This window comes from Nocardia sp. NPDC049935, assembly GCF_055586645.1.
The window spans coordinates 75,929-97,174 of the sequence record NZ_JBVJHV010000006.1; the positions used below are offsets into that span (position 1 = coordinate 75,929).

The window sequence follows — 21,246 nt, forward strand, 5'->3', positions numbered from 1 at the left end:
GTGGCCGCCCCGTACTACCCCCTGGGCCTGGGCGCAGTCGTCCGCGCCGCCGGGCCGCCGGTATCGGCCGTCATGCGAATCGGGCATATGGCGCTGTTCTTCGCGCGTGCGCTCGCCGGCATCCCGATCGTCCTCCGGCACTACCGCACCGAACTCCTGCGGCTCATATCCATGGTCAGCTGGGGAAACGGTTCCCTGATCGTCGGTGGCGGAACGGCCGGGATCATTATCGTTCTCGGTGCCTCCGCCGGGGCCCTGGTCGGTATCGAGGGCTTCAACGCGCTGAAATTGCTGGGTATCGGACCCGCGACCGGACTGATCTCCGCCACCGCCTCCACCCGGGAACTCGCCCCGATCATGGCGTCACTCGCCTTCGCGGCGCAGGCGGGGTGCCGATTCACCGCACAGCTGGGCGCCATGCGCATCGCCGAGGAGATCGATGCGATGGAATCACTGGCCATCCGGTCGATTCCCTACCTGGTGACCACTCGGCTGATGGCGGCGATCACCGCCATCGTGCCCCTGTACCTGGTGTGCCTGGTCGCCAACTTCGTCGCGGTGGAGCTCGCGATCGGCATCGCCGGCAGCCATGCCCCCGGAACCTACGACCATTACTTCCATATGGTGCTCAGCGCCACGGATATCCTCTACTCCCTGTCGAAGGCGGTTGTTTTCGTCGTTCTCACCACCACGATCCAGTGCTACTTCGGCTACTTCTCCACCGGGGGGCCGGAAGGTGTGGGGATCGCGGCGGGGCGGGCGATGCGGGCCTGCATCACGCTCATGATCTGCGTGAACCTGCTGCTGACCATGGCGCTCTGGGGCTTCGACGCAGGCGCTCGTCTCGGCGGTTGAGCAATCGGGGCCAGGTGCTCCGGCACTGATGCCGATAGGTGTCACGTGACACTATCGGCAGCAGCCGTTCCCAGTGCACTCGGTAGCCGCCGCCGACCGGGATCAGCCCGTGAAGAATCCTCCGTCGAACGCCGACAGCAGAATCTCCACCGCCGGATCCATCGCCTCCGCGGACAGGCCATAGGAGAGTAGGCCCACCCCCATCGCCGCACCGATGAAGGCGACGATCAGATCCGCGTCCTCGGTGCCGGGCGGTATCTCGCCTCGCTCCCGCGCGGCGGCGAACATGGCGTTCATCGGCGTCATCAGCCGAGTTCCCTCGGCCGCGAGCGATTCGAGCAGATCGGGGTGGCGGCGGATCTCGACCGGCATGGACGCCAAGAACGGCGTAACGGACGGCTTGCGCGCATGCGTGCGGGCCGAGGCCCGGAAAATCGCTTTGATCTGTTCCCGGAAGGTTCCCGCCGTATCGATCGCCTCGAGGTATTCCGGCAGTATCTCGGTCTGGGCCGCGTCGAACGCGGCCCGGTAGAGATCGCGTTTGGACGCGAAGTATTGATAAATCGACGAATGCGTCAACCCGGCGGCGGCGGCGATCTCGGTCATCCGCGCACCCGAGTATCCGTACATGCCGAAATGCGCTTGCGCGGCGTCGAGCAATCGCGCCACCGTCTCCTCCGCGGTGCTGCCGGGCGGCCGGCCCAGTTGTTTGGGGGGCCGGCCGCGCCGGCGGACCCGGGGAACTGCCGACGAATCGCTCATAGGCCGCACCGGGTCTCGCACATCCGTCGAGGTTACCGCGCGGGAACGCCCGCGGCGGTCACCGGTTCGGCACTCGCGCCCGCATCGCGGGCGCCCAGAGTGTCCCGGCGGTGCGCGTAGTACGCGTACGCCGACAGCACCACCGCGACCGCCATGGCGGTGGTCACGATTACGATCTGCCCTGCGGGCACCGGATCGGCCGCGAAATTCGCCATGGTGACCACTCCGTAGCCGAGGACATAGATCCCCAGCAGTGCCCAGCCGACCGGTGGCATCCCGACCGGTCGCTTGCTGCTGAACAGGAACACGGTACCGAGGAGCAAGGCCACCGCGATCACGAACGGGTAGTGCGGCAGATCGAATCCGATGGCGATCGAAATCGGGAAGGCCACCACCATTCCGCCGACGTTGACAATCGCCCCGACCAGTATCGGCACACCCACCAGGGTCCGCCAGGGTCGCGCGCGCGCCGCGGCGATCGCGGTCTCCGAGAAAGCGGATCGTCGCTCCCACTGCCACACCAGCCACATCAGCAGTGGCGGCCAGGTGAGTTCCCACATCGCATCGGCCATCGGCCATCCATACCAGTACTGGAAGATATGCCGACCGCCCAGCGTCCAGTCCAGCCACTCCCACCAGCCCACATGCGCTAACGGACCGTTGACCACATAGGGCGCGTCGAGCAGTACCGTGAACACGCCCGCCGACATCGCCCGGGCCGTGATCGAGCGGATTCCGAAGGCCTCGATCAGCATGAACCCGAGGAAGTTGAACGTCGGATACAGCAGCAGGATGTAGAACGGCATATCGGTCTGGTAGCCGGGGATATCGCCCGTTGTCAGCATCACCGTGAACTCGCCCTGGATATAGCTGCGCGAGATCATCATGCCGGTGGTGAACTCCAGGATGAGACCGTAGAACAATGCCGACAACCACAGCACCAGATATATCGGGCTACCCCGCCGGTATCGGCTGATCGAGTAGGTCACGGCCACGATATTGATCACAAGCATGAGCAGATCCAGCGCATGCAGCTGCCAGGCGATCTCCAGCGGGTTGTTGAACCTCATCGCAATGCCGGCACCCGGCCGGGCGCGGTGTCACGCGGCGAGGTGTAGATGGTATCCGGCGGCGGGAGCTCCGGCGACACCGCGGGCGGGATCTTGCTCAGCCGCAGTGCCGCTTTCACTCCGTACCGGACGAGACCGGCGATCACTCGGGGATTCCGCAGCAGATCGAACACCGTCTCCTGCAGGTTGTAGACGCGGTCGAAATGATATTGCACCGCCGCGTCTTCCCAGCACGCCTGGGAGACGAAATGGAATACCGGCCAGGTCGTGCGGCGCATCAGCCGCTTGCGGAAACCCTCGGGCAGGGCTTCGCTGCCGACGGCCTGTTCGTATCCGGCATCCCGCGACAGTGCCAGCACCCAGGCGCCTTTGAGGAAGGCCGCCTGCTCGGCGTAGAACCGGACCGGGAACTGCGCGGCGCCCGGATCCACGGTTTCCGCCAACCGGCCGGCGATCACCGCGGCGGTCGCCGCGCACGACATACCCTGAGCGTAGATGGGGTTGAAGGCGCAGACGGCGTCACCGAGAGCGATGAATCCGCGCGGCGGGTTGGCCAGTCGGTCGTAGCGCCGCCAGATGTTCTGGGTCGAGCGGGTGTGGTGGATATCGGTCAGCGGTTCGGAGGCCTCCAGCAGGCGCGAGAACTCCCGTGTCCGTGTTTTCGCGGCCGCCGCCTCGAACGATTCGGCGTCGGTGGGCATATCGAGACCCCATGAGCCCATCACCGCGATGAACGAATCGTTCTCGATCGGAAACACCGAGCACAGATACTGATGTTCCCGTGGCGCCTGCGGGTTCGGGTCCGGGAAGGTGGTGAGGAATCGGTACCACGGCAGATCCGTGGTCGGCCACTTGTACCACCGGGAGGAATACTTGACCTTCGCGTCGAGCGTCAGCTCCTCCAGTTCCAGGCCGAACTCCTTCATCCAGGTGGCCGCCCGGCTTCCCCGTCCACCGGCGTCGACGACGAGATCGGCGGCCAGATCGTGCGTTTGCCCTTCACGATCGCGGTAGGTAACCCCCGTCACCGCGGACGTCGTGCCATCCTCGTCCGACAGCAGCCGCAGTACCCGGGACTCCTCCAGCAGAGTGACCGCGGGATCATCCCCGACGAACTCACGGATCGTCAGCTCGACGGTGGGACGCGAGGCGAAATACATCCGCATATCGGTGGCCGAACGTCCGGCCCACCCGTTGATCAGGCAATTCGCGGCTTGCAGGCCGGGGTCGATCTCACAGCCGCCCTTGTCCATCAGCTGGTCGGTGAAACCGGGGAACAGCCCCTCGATGGCCTGCCGCCCCGCGGCCAGCAGGAAATGGTTGTGCCATGCCTGCGGTGTGCCGCGTCGTCCCTGCGGATCTGACGGGAGGGCATCCGCCTCGAGAATCGTCACCGTCGCGAACCGCTTCTGCAACGCCCGAGCGGCGCACAGTCCGCCGATACTGGCTCCGATCACCACTGCGTGGCCCGAAGTCGCCATTATGTCCTTACCTTTCTCTGGAGCCCGCCATACACCGGGCACGTTGCTGTCCGATCACCCAATAGGGCCGATTCCGGGTTACCTGGCCGGTTCCCCGCCCCCGACCGGCCGGAGCCGTTCGCCCGGGGTCACGGCGGCCGATTCGGAGCGTTCTTCGCGGATGACCGCCACGAACCGGTAGCCGGCGAACGCCGCGAAGAAGCCCAGCGTCCACAGCGAGACATTGCCGACGGTGAGGTTGGTCGGGTTGAGGTAGATCTGCACACTCATCACGCCCATCAGCACGATCGGCGCGGCATCGGACCACTCGAGGCGGCGCGCAGCGGCCTTGTCGACGGCGGTCCTGCCCAGCAGCGGCATCATCACGAACGTGACGACCAGCATGGTGACGAAGACGTAGATGGCCCAGCCCCGCGGCGCGGTCGGGTCACCGAGGAAGACATCGGCCGCCGGGTATTCCAGCGTGCGCCCGACCCAGTGATACAGCCCGACCTTCTCGCACTCGTTGTTGTAGACCAGCATCAGCCAGGAATGGACCATGCCGTAGAGCCCGCAGCGCCAGACGATCTGCCACCAGGTCATGGTGCGCGGGTCGACGAGGACGCGGCCGTCCAGGGCGAGATTGACCATGGCGTAGGTCGGCCAGAGGATGACTGCCATCATCAACGGGACCGCCAGCGGAACGTCACCCAGATGAATGGTGAAGACACCGATGTCGTCGCCGTATCGCAGGTCGCCCCAGATGAAACCGCCGAAGCTGATGTTGGACTGTTCGAAGGCCCATTCGAGCACCGACCCGGTGGCGAAGAACGCCAGCATGAGCGCGGTGCCGAGATGCTTCCACATATGTCCCAGCAGCAGGACGAACAGCGCCGCCGCGACCACTACCTGCGCGGGGACCGGTAGCCCCATCCCGCCCGGACCCGCGGCCGCCCAGACATTCAACGCCACGAACACGCCGCACGCGGCTATCAACACCTTGTCGAGAGTGGACACCACTTCTCCTCGTCCTCGTTCACGGGCCCGGCCCGGCCCGGTTCTCATCATAGAATTAAATAACAGCTTTGTCTGTTTTTTTGGAGGTTGCAATGCGGCATCCCCCGATCCCCGTCGGGACCGAAGCAGCTATCAGTCAGGCGAGCCGGTAATCGTCGATCGGGAATCGCGCCTGCTCGTCGAGCGCCTCCCGGGTCGAGGTGGGCCGGAACCAGGCAGCCTCGCCGTACCGGTTCAGATAGTAGGTATTGGAGGTCGCACAATTGCCCTGGTAGATCACACCGCTGTTCGACCGGGTGCGCATCCGCTGGACGAATCGGCGGCTGGCCGCATCGGTCACCTCGAAGGTGGTGGCACCCCGGCGCCGCATCGCGCCGAACAGGCGATCGAGATGGACCATCTGCTGCCGGATCGTATCGAAGAACGACAGGCCCGTGAAAGCCCACGGACAGGTCAGCGCGATGTAGTTGGGGAAGTTCGGCACGGTCACTCCCTGGTAGGACTCGTAGCGCCGTTCCCGCCACCAGGCGCCGAGATCGACGCCACCTCGCCCGACCGTCTCGAACGCCGGGAAACTGTGCTCCCATACGTCGAAGCCGGTGGCCAGCACCAGCGTATCGAGGGTGGTCTTGCTGCCGTCACGAGCGACTATCCCGTCCGGTTCGATGTGATCCATTCCGTCGGTCACCAGGTGGACATTCGAACGCGCGAACATCCGGTAGTAGGAGTTGGACAGCGACGGCCGCTTGCAGCCGAAGGAGTAGTCCGGCGTCAGCCGCCGGCGCAGACCACGGTCGCGGACCGAGAGGAACAGCAGCGCCCGGCACTGCCATTCGACGAAGGCACTCAACCATCTGTACCGGTCGTGGTCGAGCACCGCGGACATCAGGATTATCTGGTAGAGAGTGTCGGTGAGCACGCTCAGCACCCGGTGCACCGCCGGGAACGCGGCGAACAGCCGTCGCGCGGCGGCGGGTACCGGAAAATCGAACTTGGGTGTCACCCAGATCGGCGTGCGCTGGTATACCGTCAGGTCGCGAACCCGGCCGGCGAGCCGGGGAAGCAACTGCACCGAGGTGGCACCGGTGCCGATGACACCGACCCGGCGGCCGGTGAAATCGTTGTCCGGGTCCCACCAGGTCGTATGCACGATACGGCCCGCGAAGGTGTCGAGCCCCGGGATATCGGGATAGTGGCGCTGGGAGAGGAATCCGGTCGCACCGATCAGGAACCGGGCCGTCAGCGTGTCGCCGTCGTCCAGGTCGACCCGCCATACTTCCTCGGCCTCATCCCAGACCGCGCGCTGTACCGCGACACCGAAGCGCATGTAACGCCGCACGTCGTATTTCTCGGCGACATGGTCGGCATACTCCTTCAGCTCCGCACCCTCGGCATAGAGATGCTTCCAGCGCGGGTTCGGCTCGAACCAGTACTGGTAGGTCGTCGAGAAGATATCGACCGCGACGCCCGGATAACGATTGACGTGCCATGTTCCGCCGAGGTCGTCCTCGCGTTCGACGACGACGATCCGCTCGTACCCGAGCCTGCCCAATTCGATCGCGGCGGCCAAGCCCGAGAAACCGGCACCGACTATCACCGCGTCCAGCGTCGCTCCCATACTATGACCATACAGTCCATACTTCTCGTATGTTCTGATCTGACAAACTTGCACAACATCGACCGCTTTTTCCAACTCGTGTCATTCGAATCATATTGAGCGTATGGTCATCGGCAGGCTGCGCAGGCGATCGCGTGCCACTACCGAACCGCGCCTGCCCATACCCGGCCGGTTCATCGAGAACTGTCAGGAGAATGACGATGGTCCGTCGCGAAGCCGCTGAACTCACCCGTCGTGTGCTGCGTCATATCGAGGACGACACCCTCGATATCGCCGAATCCACCTGGTCGGAGGCGCGCGAGACATTCACCGACCCCGCGAGATTCGAGGACGATCTACGGATGCTGCGCCGCGTTCCGCACGTCGTCGGATGGTCCGGCGAGGTCGCCGAACCCGGTTCTTACACCACCAAGGACGTCCTGGGCGTTCCGGTGCTGATCAGCCGGAACCGTGACGGCGAGCTGGGCGCGTTCGTCAACGGCTGCGCGCATCGCGGCGCCCAGGTCGCCGCCGGTAGCGGGACTGCGCCCCGCTTCACCTGCCCCTACCACGGCTGGACCTACAACCTCGACGGCCGTCTCACCGGAGTTCCGGCGCGCAAGATGTTCGCGGGTATCGACCTCGGACAGCGTGGACTGCGCCGATTGCCGATCAGCGAAGAGTGCGGATTGATCACGATCGGACTGTCGGCGCACGTGGAGCCGGAGGGTCATCTGGATGCGGTGGCCGAGGAACTCGCCGAGTACACCTTCGCCGAGTACACCCATTTCCGGACCCGCCGTTTCGAGCTGAGAACCAACTGGAAACTTGCGATGGACATCAACTTCGAGGGCTATCACTTTCCGTTCGTGCACAGCACCACCCTCGATCCACTGGTCACCAATAATTCGGTGTACGACACCTTCGGCCGCCACGCCCGCTGGGCCTTCCCGTTCCGCGATATCGCCCGGTATCGCGACGTCGCGGAAACCGAATGGCCCGAACAGTTCTTCGGCACCGTCGTCTACGGACTCTTCCCGACGTGCGTCCTCATCGAAGCACCCGGCAGCACCCAGATGCTGCGCCTGTATCCGGGCGACACCCCCGGGATGTCCGTGGCGTATCTGTCCTACGGGTCCGTCACACCCATCGTCACCGACCAGGACGTGCAATGGCACACCGGTGGATTGGAGGCCGCGTGCCGGGTTCTGCACGATGAGGACTTTCCCGCCGCCGAGGCCTGCCAGCGCGGGATCGAGGCCGGAGTCGAGGAAGTGATCTTCGGCCGCAACGAGCCACTGCTACACCACTTCGCCTCGGTCTGGGAGAAGGCCCTGTCCGACGACCGGTCGTGAGTTCCGAACTGGCCGCGCCGGCGACCGACCCCTCCTGGAACTCGCTTCGGCCGCACCGGTCTCGCGGTTGTCACGGGCGGGATTACGAGGCGACCACCGTATCGTCGTCCTCGCGGTCGCGGCCGGACGCCACCGGCCCGGTCGTACCGGCGTAACAGACAGCGAGCAACACCACCGACACGGCGAAGGCGAGCATTCCATAGGCGAACGAACCCACCGGAGCGCCGTCCGGGGTCACCCCGTCGACCGCGCCCAGGTTGTCCGGGGCACCGGCGATCCAGAACGCAGCGCCGACAGCGAGATAGATGACGGAATAGATCAGCGGAAAGAAGTCCCGCCGCAGTTCAGTGGGCACCAGTGCCGGATCGTGAACCCGGGCGCGGTAGGCGCCGGCCAGTGCCGCGGACCCGATGATCGCGACGAGGGCGATGTAGCCCCAGATTGTGAGCGACCGCGCGGTCTCCAGACGCATCCCGAGCACGCTCAACAGCGCCGCCGGGGCGCTGCACAGCAATTGAATCGGCCAGACCAGCAGGCTCACGAGGACCGTGTCGCGGAACAGGACCGGCGCACCGCGGTATGGGGTCCGGCAGATCCATCGGGCGGCCAGCACCATCCCGAACGGCAGACCGATCGTGAACGCCTGCATATTCATCAACGGCACCACATCCAGCGCCGGTACCGCTGTCGGGGCCGCCGCGGGATCGGTGTTCCAGTTCCACCACCGGAACTGCGGCGCCACCGTGTCCAATACCTCGAACAAACAGTGGAATACGAACGAAACGCAGACCGCGCCGACGATCGGATGGTACTTGCGGAAAACTCCGGTGCGCTGAACCAGCACATAGGAGAGATATCCGTACAGCGGGTACATCGCGACGATGTACAGCGGTAGCCGGTCGAACAGGAATTGCACCGAGAACTGATTGTGCACGAAGGTCAGGCCCATGAACTCTTCGAGCCCGAACCACTGCGGGAAATAGGCTATCGGTTCGATGATCAGCAGAGCCACGATCCCGGTGCACCATATGACGAGATTGGTGCCGTCTCCGGTCCGGCGATACCAGCGGATGCCGTGTACGAGGCAGGCGAACATCCCGGCGATCATCAGCAATTCGACGACCGGCAGGGTCCAATTCTGCAAAGCGAACGGGCTGGTGAACTCGACTATCGGATTACCGTCGCAGCGCACACCACTCAGGGGCCGCGCCAAGCGGTCGAACTCCGCTGTGCAGGTATTCATTGTTCCCTCTCACCCCGGCGGCGCGGCTAGGCCAGCGAGACACCGAGCTTTTCCGATACGACCTTGATCATGTGCTGCACACCGATCTCGTTGCGGCCGATGATCATATGGTCGTGCTGCCCTCGGCGCACCCCCTCGCCGCACTGCGGGAGCATTGCGAAATCCTCGTCGCGGACCGCCGCGTGCACCTGAGCGAAGATCTCGTCGTACACGGTGCGTTGAGCGTCGTCGGTTGCCGGATACTTCGCCATCCAACTGTGCCGCACCGTACAGGTGGTGGCAGAGCCCGCCGGGAGGATATCGATGACCTCGACCCCGACCGGGCTGTTGGCGAGGATCAGATTCGGATAGACCCAGTAGATGAGTCCCATCTGACGCACCGGGTCCCAGGCTTCGCCGGGTTCGCTTCCCTGGAGTTCGGTGATCCAGGAGAAGGGGAAGCCGATTCGGTGATGAGTACCGAACTCATCGTAGACATGGGTATTCGCCAGCGTGTTCATGCCGATCACGCTCTCGCCGTGCACGAACGGGAAATGATATCCCTCGGCGAACGCCTCCAGCGCGCCCTTCCAGCTGACTTCGGAGGTCAGGACCCGTTCGTCGTGGTATCCGTAGGACTCGTAGTGCCACTGCGCCAGTTCCGGCCCCATCGAGCCCAGATGCGCGTCGAGATCGATATCCGCGTCGGCGGTCAGCACCGCCCAGATGAAGCCGTGGCGTTCTTCGCTGGGCAGTTCCACCAGGCCGTACCGCTCCCGGTCGAGATCGGCGAAACCGTCCTTTCCCGGGATCCCCCGCAGCTTTCCGGTGTTGTCGTAAACCCAGGCATGGTAAGGGCAGGTGAAGCGGCGCGCGTTACCCGAGCCGCAGGCCGGCATCGCCCCCCGATGTCGGCAGTAGTTCAGAAAGACATGCGCCTGCCCGTGACGATCGCGGGTGATGAGCAGGGAATCGCCGATCACCGATCGGACCACGTAGTCGTCGGGTGCGGGGATCTGCGCGGTCGCCAGGACCGGGATCGGCACGCGGCGCAGAATCGCCGACTCCTCGAGTTCGGTGAGCTTGTCGTCACGGTAGTAGCCCAGCGGAACTCGCAGGGTGGTGGCCGCCATATCGGTGGTCTTCGCGATTGCCAGATCCAGTCCCCGCCGTGTCAGGTCCTGATTCAACGGGGTCGGCGTGCCGATCGTCGAGGTCATGGGATCTCCTTCGAAGAGTGCCTACCCAGACCATACACAGACCGCTTCTACTGTCTAGTCGAAATGGCGGATTCCGGCGGATCGCAACGGCGCACCGCCGGAAAACAACACATATGCTGGTTCGCGTCCACAGGAAAGGGATCGGGTGCGCACTCACGGATGGTCCGGCGCGGCCCCGGCCAGCGACGCCGAGGCGGTACAGCGCATCCTGCGCGCGGCCGCGGACATCGTCGACACCGGCGAGCGCGACCTGAGCATCCTGCGCGTCGCCGAACGACTCGGCGTGACCAGACAGACCGTCTACCGATACTTCACCAGCACCGACGCACTCCTGCAGGCCACCGCCGCCCACGCGGCCGTCGAATTGCTCGACGATCTCACCGGCGCGCTGTCGGGCCTGACCGACCCCGCCGAGACGGTCGTCGAGGGTATCGCGATCACCCTGGAACGGCTGCGCGCGAACCGCAGGTTCGCACTGTTGTTCGCCGACACCGGCCACGGTGACTTCATCCCGGCGGTGACCTCCGATAGCGCCCTGCGCTCGGCACGCGGGATCTTGGAACGCTCCGATGTCGACTGGACGGGTCACGGATGGGCCGACCACGACCTGGACGGCCTGGCCGAGCATATGCTGCGCACCCTGCAGTCCTTCATCATCGACCCCGGCGATCCCCCGCGTTCCGGTTCCGCCCTGCGGACCTACCTCCGCACCTGGGTCGCCCCGAAGTCGATGCGCTGACCGTTCGCGAAGACCCGACCACCCACTGCAGGGGTCGGATTCGGGTCGGCCTTACGGCCACCCGGCACCGAGCCTGACTAGACACAATGACAGCAATGTTCGGTCAATCCATTGACCGGCGCGCGGCCGAGCGGTTCCATGAATATATGACCTACGACACAATCCTTCGCCACGCTCGGTGGTTCGACGGTACCGGCGCGCCTTCGGCTGTCCGCGATATCGGCATCCGGGACGGCCGAATCGCCGCTATCTCGGAAACGCCCCTCGACTCCAGCGGTTGCGGCCGGGTCGTCGACGCCACCGGCCGCTGGGTCATTCCGGGCATGATCGATATCCACACCCACTACGACGTCGAGGTTCTCGACAGCCCGTCACTGTCGGAGTCCCTGCGGCACGGGGTCACCACCGTCCTGATCGGGTCGTGCTCGCTGTCCACCGTCCACGTCGGCGGGGTCGATGCCGGCGATCTGTTCGGGCGGGTGGAGGCGATCCCCCGCGATCATGTGATCGACGCGGTCGAACGGCACAAGAACTGGTCGACCGCGGAGGAGTACATCGCCGCGCTGCAGGCACGGCCGCTCGGCGCGAATATCGCGGCGTTCATCGGTCACTCCGATATGCGAGCGGCGGCAATGGGGTTGGACCGCGCCACGCGCGGTGATGTGAAACCCACACGTGCCGAGCACGAGCGGATGCTGACCTGGCTGCGTGAAGCGCTCGACGCCGGCTTCGTGGGACTGTCCTCGCAGCAGCTGAAATTCGATCGCCTGGACGGGCAGACCTGCCGGTCACGCACCTTGCCTTCCACCTACGCCGGCCCTCGGGAACTGCGCCGGCTCAAAACCCTCGTCCGCAAGCGCGGGCGAGTACTGCAATCCGGGCCCGATATCGAGAATCCGCTCAATATCCTGTCCCAGATGGTGCAGTCGCTGGGAATTCTGCGCCCCAACCTCAAAACGACGCTGCTCTCCGCGGCCGACGTCAAATCCAATCCGTTCGCCATGCACGTCATGGGCCCGCCCGCGAACCTGATCAACAGGCTGGGTGGTGATTTCCGCTGGCAGCATCTGCCGGTGCCGTTCGAGGTGTACGCCGACGGCATCGACTTCGTGATCTTCGAAGAGTTCGGCGCGGGCTGCCTGGCACAGCATGTACAGGACAGTCCCGAGCGCGACCGCATCATGCGCGACGAGGACTACCGCCGCCGGTTCCGCAAGGACTACGAGAAGAAATTCGGCATCCGCGTATGGCACCGGGACTTCTTCGACGCCGAAATCGTGTCGTGCCCCGACACCTCGGTGATCGGCAAATCGTTCGGGCAGGTCGGCATCGAACGCGGCGGACTGCATCCGGTCGACGCCTTCCTCGACCTCGTGGTCGAGCACGGACGAGCGGTGCGCTGGCGCACCACGATCTCCAACCACCGTCCCGCGGTGCTCAACAACCTGGCGCGGCAACCCGGGATCCAGATGGGCTTCTCCGATGCCGGCGCCCATCTGCGCAATATGGCCTTCTACAACAGTGGACTCCGGCTGCTACGCCGGGTGCACGACGCCGAGCGGGCCGGTCGGCCGTTCATGAGCACGGAATACGCCGTCCACCGGATGACCGGCGAACTGGCCGACTGGTACGGGATCGATGCCGGGCACCTGCGCCCGGGTGATCGCGCCGATCTCGTCGTCATCGACCCCGCGTACCTCGACGACCGCCTCGACGCCTACGCCGAGGACACCGTCGTAGCCTTCGGCGAAATGTCGCGCATGGTGAACCGGAACAGCGGCGTGGTCTCAGCGGTCATGGTCGGCGGCCGGACGGTGTTCGCCGACGACGAGCCCACATCGATCGTCGGAGTCGAACGCACCGGTAGCTTCCTACGGGCGGGCCGCCCCGCACCCGCGCCTCCCAGGGACACACGCGACCGCTCTGCTGCACCTGCCGGGCGATAGCGTCACCGTACTGCCGGAGACGGCAGGAGGCGATGCGGCCCGCCGCTCCGGCCCGGGGTCATGCGGTGCGCGGAATCCCCCGCCGCGGAAAGCAGCGGGGATCAGCCCGGCCCTTCCCGGTCGAGATAGGCCAGGATCGCCGCCGCCGTTTCCTCGGGCCGGTCCACGTGCAGGAAATGGCCGGCTCCGGCGATGAGCTCCCGGCGGCTGCCGACCGGGAGCGCGTCCAGCAGGCGATCGGTATAGCCGACCTGCATGGCGCCGTCCCGCTCGCCGTGCAGGAGCAGCATCGGCCGGCAGGGCAACGCGAATCGGTACCGATGCAGGTCGCGGTAGACCGCCGGCGCGGGCGTGAAACGGAACATGGCCCGGTAATAGCCGACCGCGGCCCGACGATGGGCCGCCGACGGCAACGCGGCCAGCGCCGCGGCGACTCCCCCACCGACCTCGGCACCGCGCGGCGACCAGTCCTTCCACAGCCGCGGGACAACCCACGGTAACGCCCGGTGCGGGAACACCGGAAGCTGGAAGAACAGGATGTACCAGCTCATCCGGCATTGCACTACGGCCATACGCAGCACCCGGCGCATCGTGTCACCCGATATGTCGATCGCCCGCACCGGCGGCAGCGCGAGCGAGATATGTTCGGCGAAGGGCGACGAGGGCAGGGCAGCCAGGGCGTTGCACGTCCACGCTCCCCAATCGTGGCCGATCAGGACGGCATCCGGTGGGGCGCCCAGGGCGGTGTGCAGTTCGAGCAGGTCCGACATCAATGCACCCGCGTGATAATCGCCGTCGGCGGCCAGCGATGTCGGCGCGTAACCGCGCGTGTACGGTGCCACCACCCGATACCCCCGTTCCGCGAGAATACGGCCCGTGGCCCGCCAGCTGTCGGCGCTGTCCGGGAATCCGTGCACACACAGAGCGAGGCGGCCGTCGGCCGGTCCCCAGGAAAGCACCCGCATCCGGACATTGCGCAATGGGAATTCGAGTACCTCGGCGTCGAGCACGATATGACTTCCTGTCCCGGCCGTTGTCAGGCCGATAACGCCCGCAGGTGCCGGCATTGACTTGCAAAGAACGCCAGCGAGATCGGGGCACCGGGCACGATCTGATCGAAGGCGTGGAATGCGCCGGCGGCGATCTCCTCGTGCACCGCGACCCCTGCCGCGCGCAGACGGCGACCGTACTCGAGGCATTCGGCATAGAACAGATCGAGCGTCCCCACCCCAATCCACGCCGGCGGCAAACCGGACAGATCGGCCCGTCGCGCGGGGACCGCTTCGCCCGGATCGGCGTCGCCCAGGTACCACGCCCATGCGCGCCGATTGTCCGATTCGGTCCACATCAGGCGTTTGCGCCCGTCGGCGGGTGTCCCGGTGCGATCGTCGAGCATCGGGTAGACGAGCAGCTGGGACGCGACCTCCACGTCCCCGCGGTCATATGCGCGCTGAGCGAGCGCCGCCGCGAAATGGCCGCCGGCGCTGGCACCGCCGACCGCGATACGGGAACCGTCCACCCAGGGTTGCCGGGCCAGCCACATCAGCGCCGCGTAGCAGTCCTCCAGCGGGATCGGGTACGGATACTCCGGTGCGAGCCGGTACTCCACCGAGACCACGGCCACCTCGGCCAGATATGCGAGCTTGCGGCAGTAGCGGTCGTCCTGCGCCGCCCTGCCCATCACCGTTCCGCCGCCGTGGAGCCACAGCAGCGCCGGAGCCGGAACGGACGATCCCGCGGGCCGATGCACCCGTACGGAAACCTCGGCGGAGACCGGAATCCGCGGCACGGCACGAAGACGTCCCACGGTGGCCGCCAGATTCATCGCCGCGCGCTGCGGCGCCAAGCCACGATGCAACGCGTATCCGCGGGGCAGCAGCCGTCCGGCCACCCGTAGTCCGGGGTCGAGTGCTCGACGGCCGATGAACGCATCGGGGGGATATCGCTGCGCCATGAACCACTCCTTCACCCGATCGATCCGGCGGCCGTCACTCCGGGCCGGACGATGATCGACTCGGGAGCAGGCTAGCAGTTGACCATCCGTATTGTCTCAGATGTATGGCGTATCGGAGGGCGACGCACACCGCACCGTCAGCTCACGAACTCTTCCACGCCCTCCGGGATGGGTCGCGCCGGGCCGGCAGTGAGCCGCTCGCGCGGCGGCACACCACACATTCCCCCGCCGTGCCCGTTCGGCGCTGCTCCCTCCCGCAGCGCGGGAAGCAGAAACGTCCGCACCAATCGATCTTCTGTGCCGGAGTCGCACGGCCACAGAATCAGCGACAGCACCGACCGGATGACCCAGGTGGCGGTCAGCGGGTCGTTGTGGTGAATTCCGAGAAGATCACCGGTGACCTGGATCAACGCCGGTGATTCGGCCAGAGCCGTCGCGATCTCGGCACCGTGGCGGGAACGAAGGAAAGCCATCACTATCGGATCGGAGCGCAGTTCACGCAGGGCCACCACGATCGCCGAATGGGATCGCTCGGGCCCGTCGAGCCCGGTGACGGACCGCCGCACCGAATCGGCGACTCTGGTCGAAGCCAGACGCAGCACGGTTTCACGCAGGTGCGCCTTGCCACCGGTATGCCGGTAGACGGTGGCACGCGAGCAGTGCGCGCGGCGCGCCACCGCGTCGATATCGAGCCGATCGAATCCGTGGCGGGATATCAGATCGGCCGCAGCTGCGTAAATTCGGTCCGCGGCGGTCTTGCGGCGGTCGGCACCGAGAAGCCAATCAACGGCCATTGGATCACTATGAGACATTTTCCGCTGATTTGCACACACGATTTCCCAGGCCGGTGCGATGGCTCGAGACAGGAGGGTGCGGAGGTGGACCCCCGCGCGTATCGACTTCGGTCGAACACCTTGTGGTCGCGGCGCCGCCGGACCGAGCATGAACGCGTCCGAGTATCCACATGATGTTCCGCGGTTCACACCCGCGGCGAGGAGCTGTCTTGAGCGCGAAAAGGTGGACCGAACACGAGGTTCCCGGCCAGCACGGGCGCGTAGCGGTAGTGACAGGGTCCAACACCGGACTCGGCTACGACACCGCCCGGGTCCTCGCGGGACGCGGGGCGACGGTCGTGCTCGCGGTGCGCGACCTGCAGAAAGGCGAAAACGCGGTCGACCGGATTCTGGACCGATCGCCCGGTGCCGATGTCACCCTGCAGCCCCTCGATCTCGGATCCCTGCAATCCGTTCGCGCCGCGGCAGCCGCGCTGCGGACGACCTACCCGCGTATCGACCTCTTGATCAACAACGCCGGCGTGATGATCCCACCCAAACAGGTCACCTCGGACGGCTTCGAACTGCAATTCGGCACCAACCACCTCGGCCATTTCGCCCTCACCGGGCTCCTCCTGGAGAATCTGACCGCGGTCGACGGCTCCCGCGTCGTGGTGGTCAGCAGCAACGGTCACAAGCTCGGCGGCAGAATCCATTTCGACGATCTGCAGTGGGAGCACCGCTATCACCGCGGTGCGGCGTACGCGCAATCCAAACTGGCCAACCTGATGTTCTGCTATGAGCTGCAACGACGGCTCACCGCGGCAGGCGCACCGACCATCGCGGTGGCCGCGCACCCGGGATTCACCAACTCGGAGCTGATGAGGCATGTGTGGAAACCCGTCGCCCCCTTGGTGAAACTTGCCGGACCCGTGCTCGGTCAGGATCCCAGCATGGGCGCACTGCCGCAGTTGCTGGCCGCTACCGATCCACGAGTCCGCGGTGGACAGTACTGGGGCCCGAGCGGGCTCGGTGAGCTCAAAGGACACCCCACGCTGGTCGAGTCCAGCGCCAGATCTCATGATGAAGAAGCCCAGACGCGACTCTGGAAAGTCTCCGAGAACCTCACCGGCGTCACTTTCGCGCTCTGAACAACCGCCGACCTGCACCGTCAGCCGATCCCGCGGTCCGCGCACACGGCCGCGGGTCGCGCACGGACAGGTCGGCGTAGATCCAGACCGGCACTCCCCTACGACCGTCCGGCCTCCTCCCCTGCGGCCGACAGTTGCGGGGGCACTCTCCGGGACCGTCGCAGCGCCACACCGAGCACGATCGTGGCGAATACGAAGCACAGCATCACGTAGGGCAAGCTTCCGGTCGGGGTGCGGTCGGCGGTGACACCGTCCACCGCACCGAGGTAGTCCGGCAGCGACGAGATCCACAGGACGGCGAACACGAGCAGGTAGATGACAGGAAAGCCGGTGAGAAATCCACGCGCGCCGCGCTCACGGGCCTCGGACGTCACGGAGCGGGTGAGATACCAGTGGCGGATCATGATGGCGAGCCCGACTGCCCACAGCATGACGATCTCGATCGTGAGGACGACGGTTTGCGCGGTCACGTTCGGGGTGCCTTGCCCGAAGATCGCGGTGGGGATGCTGAACAACACCATCGCCGGTGGTGTGAGCACACCGGCGAGGGTCGTACGCCAGGCCAGCGACCAGCCGCCGCGTGGTGCCCGGCCGCGCCGCGTACGGTCGCCGATCAGCCGCATCACCAGGTAGGTGAGCACACCGAAGGACACCGATGCGAACAACCAGATGCTGTTCACCGGAACCGATTCCAGCATCGGCTGGTTCGCCGGATTCCCCAGGTCGTCGGCGGTGCCGCCGAAGAACGGTGCGTCGATGTTCCAGGCCCACCATTTCTGCTGTGGTCCCAGGTGATCGAATATCTCGTAGAACGCCTGGTAGACAAGCGCCACGCACACCGATCCGGCCAGCGGGCCCCGAGCAGTGAAGACACCGAGGGCGCGCACGATCTCGTAGGCGAGCTGGCTCAACGCCGGATAGATCGCGACGATGTAGAGCGGCAACCGGTCCCACATGAAGTCGACGGTGAAGACATTGTGGGCGAACATGAACCCGATCGGCTCCTGCAGGCCGAACCATTGCGGAAAGTACAGCGGAGGTTCGATAACAAGCAGGTAGATCACTGAACCTGCCCATAGGGCCAGGTTCGTCGGATCACCGTCGCGGCGTAGCCGCCGGATCGCGTGCACGAGCGCGAGCACGGCCCCGAGGACGATCGTCAGCTCGAGCACGGGCAGAGTCCAATTGTCGAGGGCGACCGGGTTGCGCACGGTCATCACCGCGTTGGCGTCGGCGCAGTCGAATCCGAGGTACTGGGCGATCAGGTATGCAGCGGTTTCCGCCGAACAAACAGAACTCATGGACAACCTCACGGGCGTTTCGGGCTCGGGCTCGGGTCGATCTCGATCGGCCGGCGTCGCCGTATCCGGGCAGCGCCGCACGGCCGCGAGCCGATTAAGGGCCTACCCTCCGGTCATACAGTTACCAAAGAATGGATGCTGCATGACCATAGGCCGGACACTCCGCCGGGTCAACCACGCCAACCGGTCGCCTAATGAGCAGAGTGTGACGGTATCAGCGCAGCCCTCAACCGGCACCAGAGCATACATATTGACATGCTCTGTATGATTACGTCCTGTTGCCGGGCAACATAGACACGAGTTCATGACATCGCACATTTCGGCGAGCCGGCCACACAGTCGCCGATCTCGGATATGTGGGATCGAATGGGCAACTCGCCCGCCGCGGACCACCTCCTACCGGTTCCCGGCAACCGCGGCCGACACGGATGACCCTGCACCGTGTTGCCGTCTCTGCATCGAGGAGAATTCATGGCTATCGTCCGTCCGATCCCGACCGCCGTCGGCGGCCACCGGCGCCTCGCGTTGGACAGCCCCATCGATCGGCACCCGATCGACGAGTTCGATGTCGCCACGACCGCCGAGGTCACTCGGGCGGTGGCGAAGGCCAGGTCGGCACAACCCGCCTGGGCCGCACGGAGTGTGGCGGAGCGCGCGAAGATCGTACGCACTGCCGTGCAGCTCCTGGTCGACCGACGTAAAGAGGTCATCGGAACTCTGCGCAGCGAGACCGGCAAGCCTCGTACCGAGGCGATGATGGTAGAGATAGTCCCTTCCTGCGATTTTCTCAATTACTGGAGTGCACACGCCGGCCAGGTCCTGCGTCCGCGCCGCCAGCGGTTACACGGGTCGTTGCGGCTGACCAAAAAGCTTTACATCCACCACCATCCGGTCGGCGTCGTTGCCGTGATCAGCCCGTGGAACGCACCCTTCGTGCTGTCGCTCAACCCCCTGGCACAAGCACTACTGGCAGGCAACGCCGTACTGCTCAAACCCTCGGAGGCGACGCCTCGCTCTGGCGAGTGGGTGGTGCGGATCCTGCGCGAGGCCGGAGTTCCCGACGATGTGGTCCAAGTCCTCCACGGTGACGGTGAAACCGGAGCAGCCCTCGTCGGCGCCGACATCGACAAGGTGTGTTTCACCGGTAGCGTCGGCACCGGACGAAAGATCGCGGCGTCCTGCGCACAACGACTACTGCCGTACACCCTGGAACTGGGCGGCAAGGACGCCATGATCGTATGCGCCGACGCCGATCTCGAGCAGGCAGCGGCGGGCGCTGTGTTCCTGTCGATGTTCAATACCGGTCAGGTCTGCATGAGCACAGAGCGAATCTACGTCGTGGACAGCGTGGCCGATGAGTTCATCAAACTCGTGAAGCAACGCGCCGGCGAGGTCACCTACGGTCCCGGGGACACCGATATGGGCCCTCTTTTCCAGGACCATCAACTCGAGGTGGTAACCCGCCATCTCGAAGACGCCGTGGCCAAAGGCGCCGAGATCGTTGTCGGCGGTTCCCCGGGGACCGGACAAGGCTTGTACTTTCAGCCCACTGTTGTCGTCGACGCCACTCATGACATGCAGATCATGACCGAGGAAACCTTCGGTCCCGTTGTCACGATCACGCGGGTTCACGACGAGAACGAAGCGATCCGGTCGGCCAACGACAGTTGCTATGGGCTCAGTGGATCGGTGTTCACTCGCGATGCACGCACAGCACGTCGCATCGCGACCCAGCTCACCACGGGATCTGTCCTCCACAACGACGCCGCGGTCATCTACGGCGTTCCCGAAGCCCCGTTAGGTGGACGCAAGGACTCGGGTGTCGGTCATATCCACGGCGTCGACGCCCTCCTCGGATACACCCACCCACAGCCGGTTCTCATCGACCGGTACCGAAGTGGACAGGCCACTGTCCGATACCCATACACCAAGACCACCGCCCGCAACCTCGAAAACCTGGTCAGATACGGATTCGGCACCAAGCTCGGCCGGTGGCTCACCTCCTGACCTGGATATCAACCACCGCCCGGGCCAGGGTCACCACAGTGACCCTGGCCCTCCTCGAGATAGGCGACGATACCGCCGATGAGTCCGGTCAACGCGTCGTCCAGATCGCCGTAACTGCCCAAACTCCGTTCGGAGGTGATACCGCGCATCGCAGCCGGGATCAGAGCCGCCACTTGTCGAATCTTCACCGGATCGACTCGCAGATCCGCGAAGGTACGTTCACATGCCTTGTCCCAGCGCGGTTTCCACGACGCCAGTTCCGCGGCAGTACCCGGATAGTCGCGTTCGAGCTCGGTATGCTCGCGTGGTAGCGCCGCCCGCAGAGTCTCGATCGCCAGGGATTCGGGCCGGCGCAGTCCCGCCGCCATGGTGACGATGAGGGCGGTCACTCGTTCGCGCAGGCTACCGTCGGCTTTCACACCGGCGGGCAGATCGCCCCTCTTGTCGGCGGTATGACGCAGCACAGCCGCCCACAGTCCGTCGATATCACCGAACTGGTACTTGATCACACCCCAGGTCGCGCCGATGTCGCGCGCGATGCGGTTGCCCGAAACAGCGGCAGGATCGCCCGTGGCCAGAGAGGTGATCGCCGCGTCGAGCATCGCTTCCCGTGATTGCATACCGCGCCGGTTCGCGCGTCGTCCGTTTGCCGTCACCTCGGTCACGAGAATGATCGTACCGACATCGCCGCAATTTTCACACAACCCTCTTGCATTCTTTCATAGAGGGTTCTATCTTCGATGGTGCCGCGGGTTCCGGTCGCATGGCCGTTGTGACCACCCGCCGTCGCACTGATGTGAGAGCCCTCGAAAGCCTG

Annotated in this window: 18 protein-coding genes; 6 read left to right on the forward strand and 12 right to left on the reverse strand. The window is 65.3% G+C overall.

Translation table 11 applies throughout. From position 1 onward, the window contains the following. A complete protein-coding gene (locus tag ACZ6SF_RS22700; RefSeq protein ID WP_466064217.1) occupies positions 1-855 on the forward strand; it encodes an ABC transporter permease in 855 nt (284 codons plus the stop codon). Positions 856-957: 102 nt separating this feature from the next. On the opposite strand, the gene ACZ6SF_RS22705 is transcribed toward ACZ6SF_RS22700, so the two are convergent. The 5 genes from ACZ6SF_RS22705 to ACZ6SF_RS22725 form a co-directional block, all read right to left on the reverse strand. After that, a complete protein-coding gene (locus tag ACZ6SF_RS22705) occupies positions 958-1,617 on the reverse strand; it encodes a TetR/AcrR family transcriptional regulator (protein ID WP_466064220.1) in 660 nt (219 codons plus the stop codon). Positions 1,618-1,649: 32 nt separating this feature from the next. Next, complete coding sequence (locus ACZ6SF_RS22710; protein ID WP_466064222.1) at positions 1,650-2,687, reverse strand: hypothetical protein; 1,038 nt, start codon at positions 2,685-2,687, stop codon at positions 1,650-1,652. Continuing rightward, a complete protein-coding gene (locus tag ACZ6SF_RS22715) occupies positions 2,684-4,168 on the reverse strand; it encodes an FAD-dependent oxidoreductase (protein ID WP_466064223.1) in 1,485 nt (494 codons plus the stop codon). Before ACZ6SF_RS22715 ends, ACZ6SF_RS22710 begins: the two co-directional genes overlap by 4 nt. A gap of 78 nt (positions 4,169-4,246) precedes the next feature. Beyond that, positions 4,247-5,164, reverse strand: a complete 918-nt coding sequence (locus tag ACZ6SF_RS22720) for a hypothetical protein (RefSeq protein WP_466064225.1) — start codon at positions 5,162-5,164, stop codon at positions 4,247-4,249. Positions 5,165-5,300: 136 nt separating this feature from the next. Further along, a complete protein-coding gene (locus ACZ6SF_RS22725) occupies positions 5,301-6,782 on the reverse strand; it encodes a flavin-containing monooxygenase (protein ID WP_466064227.1) in 1,482 nt (493 codons plus the stop codon). A gap of 200 nt (positions 6,783-6,982) precedes the next feature. Between ACZ6SF_RS22725 and ACZ6SF_RS22730 the strand changes: the two genes are divergently transcribed. After that, positions 6,983-8,116 (forward strand): aromatic ring-hydroxylating oxygenase subunit alpha, encoded by a 1,134-nt coding sequence (locus tag ACZ6SF_RS22730; RefSeq protein ID WP_466064229.1) that lies wholly within the window; start codon positions 6,983-6,985, stop codon positions 8,114-8,116. Between the two features lie 82 nt (positions 8,117-8,198). Here ACZ6SF_RS22730 and ACZ6SF_RS22735 read toward each other — a convergent pair whose 3' ends face one another. Together ACZ6SF_RS22735 and ACZ6SF_RS22740 are read right to left on the reverse strand one after the other, a co-directional pair. Next, on the reverse strand, positions 8,199-9,359 hold the full coding sequence (locus ACZ6SF_RS22735) for a hypothetical protein (RefSeq protein ID WP_466064231.1): 1,161 nt from the start codon (positions 9,357-9,359) through the stop codon (positions 8,199-8,201). 26 nt (positions 9,360-9,385) lie between these two features. Continuing rightward, entirely contained in the window at positions 9,386-10,558 is a 1,173-nt protein-coding gene (locus ACZ6SF_RS22740) for an aromatic ring-hydroxylating oxygenase subunit alpha (RefSeq protein ID WP_466064233.1), read from the reverse strand. Positions 10,559-10,703: 145 nt separating this feature from the next. On the opposite strand from ACZ6SF_RS22740, the gene ACZ6SF_RS22745 reads away from it, so the two are divergent. Both ACZ6SF_RS22745 and ACZ6SF_RS22750 read left to right on the forward strand, forming a co-directional pair. Next, positions 10,704-11,297: a TetR/AcrR family transcriptional regulator gene (locus tag ACZ6SF_RS22745; protein ID WP_466064235.1), complete on the forward strand. Its 594-nt coding sequence runs from the start codon at positions 10,704-10,706 to the stop codon at positions 11,295-11,297. A gap of 146 nt (positions 11,298-11,443) precedes the next feature. Next, the gene (locus tag ACZ6SF_RS22750; protein WP_466064237.1) at positions 11,444-13,243 is read left to right on the forward strand and encodes an N-acyl-D-amino-acid deacylase family protein; all 1,800 of its coding nucleotides are present in this window, start codon (positions 11,444-11,446) and stop codon (positions 13,241-13,243) included. Positions 13,244-13,344: 101 nt separating this feature from the next. On the opposite strand, the gene ACZ6SF_RS22755 is transcribed toward ACZ6SF_RS22750, so the two are convergent. The 3 genes from ACZ6SF_RS22755 to ACZ6SF_RS22765 form a co-directional block, all read right to left on the reverse strand. Beyond that, a complete protein-coding gene (locus tag ACZ6SF_RS22755; protein WP_466064238.1) occupies positions 13,345-14,253 on the reverse strand; it encodes an alpha/beta fold hydrolase in 909 nt (302 codons plus the stop codon). A gap of 26 nt (positions 14,254-14,279) precedes the next feature. After that, on the reverse strand, positions 14,280-15,197 hold the full coding sequence (locus tag ACZ6SF_RS22760; RefSeq protein ID WP_466064239.1) for an alpha/beta hydrolase: 918 nt from the start codon (positions 15,195-15,197) through the stop codon (positions 14,280-14,282). A 137-nt stretch (positions 15,198-15,334) separates the two neighbouring features. Further along, on the reverse strand, positions 15,335-15,991 hold the full coding sequence (locus tag ACZ6SF_RS22765; protein WP_466064241.1) for a TetR/AcrR family transcriptional regulator: 657 nt from the start codon (positions 15,989-15,991) through the stop codon (positions 15,335-15,337). Between the two features lie 173 nt (positions 15,992-16,164). On the opposite strand from ACZ6SF_RS22765, the gene ACZ6SF_RS22770 reads away from it, so the two are divergent. Beyond that, entirely contained in the window at positions 16,165-17,121 is a 957-nt protein-coding gene (locus tag ACZ6SF_RS22770; protein ID WP_466064243.1) for an SDR family NAD(P)-dependent oxidoreductase, read from the forward strand. Between the two features lie 98 nt (positions 17,122-17,219). Here the strand turns inward: ACZ6SF_RS22770 and ACZ6SF_RS22775 are convergent, their stop codons facing one another. Then, on the reverse strand, positions 17,220-18,422 hold the full coding sequence (locus ACZ6SF_RS22775) for a hypothetical protein (RefSeq protein ID WP_466064244.1): 1,203 nt from the start codon (positions 18,420-18,422) through the stop codon (positions 17,220-17,222). 471 nt (positions 18,423-18,893) lie between these two features. Between ACZ6SF_RS22775 and ACZ6SF_RS22780 the strand changes: the two genes are divergently transcribed. Next, on the forward strand, positions 18,894-20,429 hold the full coding sequence (locus tag ACZ6SF_RS22780) for an aldehyde dehydrogenase family protein (RefSeq protein WP_466064246.1): 1,536 nt from the start codon (positions 18,894-18,896) through the stop codon (positions 20,427-20,429). An 8-nt stretch (positions 20,430-20,437) separates the two neighbouring features. Here ACZ6SF_RS22780 and ACZ6SF_RS22785 read toward each other — a convergent pair whose 3' ends face one another. Then, positions 20,438-21,094, reverse strand: a complete 657-nt coding sequence (locus ACZ6SF_RS22785; protein ID WP_466064247.1) for a TetR/AcrR family transcriptional regulator — start codon at positions 21,092-21,094, stop codon at positions 20,438-20,440. Between the last annotated feature and the right edge of the window lie 152 nt (positions 21,095-21,246).

Excerpts from the sequence above, each read along its gene's own strand:
- ACZ6SF_RS22705 (WP_466064220.1), bottom strand. The coding sequence starts at position 1,617 with ATGAGCGATTCGTCGGCAGTTCCCCGGGTCCGCCGGCGCGGCCGGCCC.
- ACZ6SF_RS22710 (WP_466064222.1), bottom strand. The coding sequence starts at position 2,687 with ATGAGGTTCAACAACCCGCTGGAGATCGCCTGGCAGCTGCATGCGCTG.
- ACZ6SF_RS22715 (WP_466064223.1), bottom strand. The coding sequence starts at position 4,168 with ATGGCGACTTCGGGCCACGCAGTGGTGATCGGAGCCAGTATCGGCGGA.
- ACZ6SF_RS22725 (WP_466064227.1), bottom strand. The coding sequence starts at position 6,782 with ATGGGAGCGACGCTGGACGCGGTGATAGTCGGTGCCGGTTTCTCGGGC.
- ACZ6SF_RS22730 (WP_466064229.1), top strand. The coding sequence starts at position 6,983 with ATGGTCCGTCGCGAAGCCGCTGAACTCACCCGTCGTGTGCTGCGTCAT.
- ACZ6SF_RS22735 (WP_466064231.1), bottom strand. The coding sequence starts at position 9,359 with ATGAATACCTGCACAGCGGAGTTCGACCGCTTGGCGCGGCCCCTGAGT.
- ACZ6SF_RS22740 (WP_466064233.1), bottom strand. The coding sequence starts at position 10,558 with ATGACCTCGACGATCGGCACGCCGACCCCGTTGAATCAGGACCTGACA.
- ACZ6SF_RS22750 (WP_466064237.1), top strand. The coding sequence starts at position 11,444 with ATGACCTACGACACAATCCTTCGCCACGCTCGGTGGTTCGACGGTACC.
- ACZ6SF_RS22760 (WP_466064239.1), bottom strand. The coding sequence starts at position 15,197 with ATGGCGCAGCGATATCCCCCCGATGCGTTCATCGGCCGTCGAGCACTC.
- ACZ6SF_RS22765 (WP_466064241.1), bottom strand. The coding sequence starts at position 15,991 with ATGGCCGTTGATTGGCTTCTCGGTGCCGACCGCCGCAAGACCGCCGCG.
- ACZ6SF_RS22770 (WP_466064243.1), top strand. The coding sequence starts at position 16,165 with ATGTTCCGCGGTTCACACCCGCGGCGAGGAGCTGTCTTGAGCGCGAAA.
- ACZ6SF_RS22775 (WP_466064244.1), bottom strand. The coding sequence starts at position 18,422 with ATGAGTTCTGTTTGTTCGGCGGAAACCGCTGCATACCTGATCGCCCAG.
- ACZ6SF_RS22780 (WP_466064246.1), top strand. The coding sequence starts at position 18,894 with ATGGCTATCGTCCGTCCGATCCCGACCGCCGTCGGCGGCCACCGGCGC.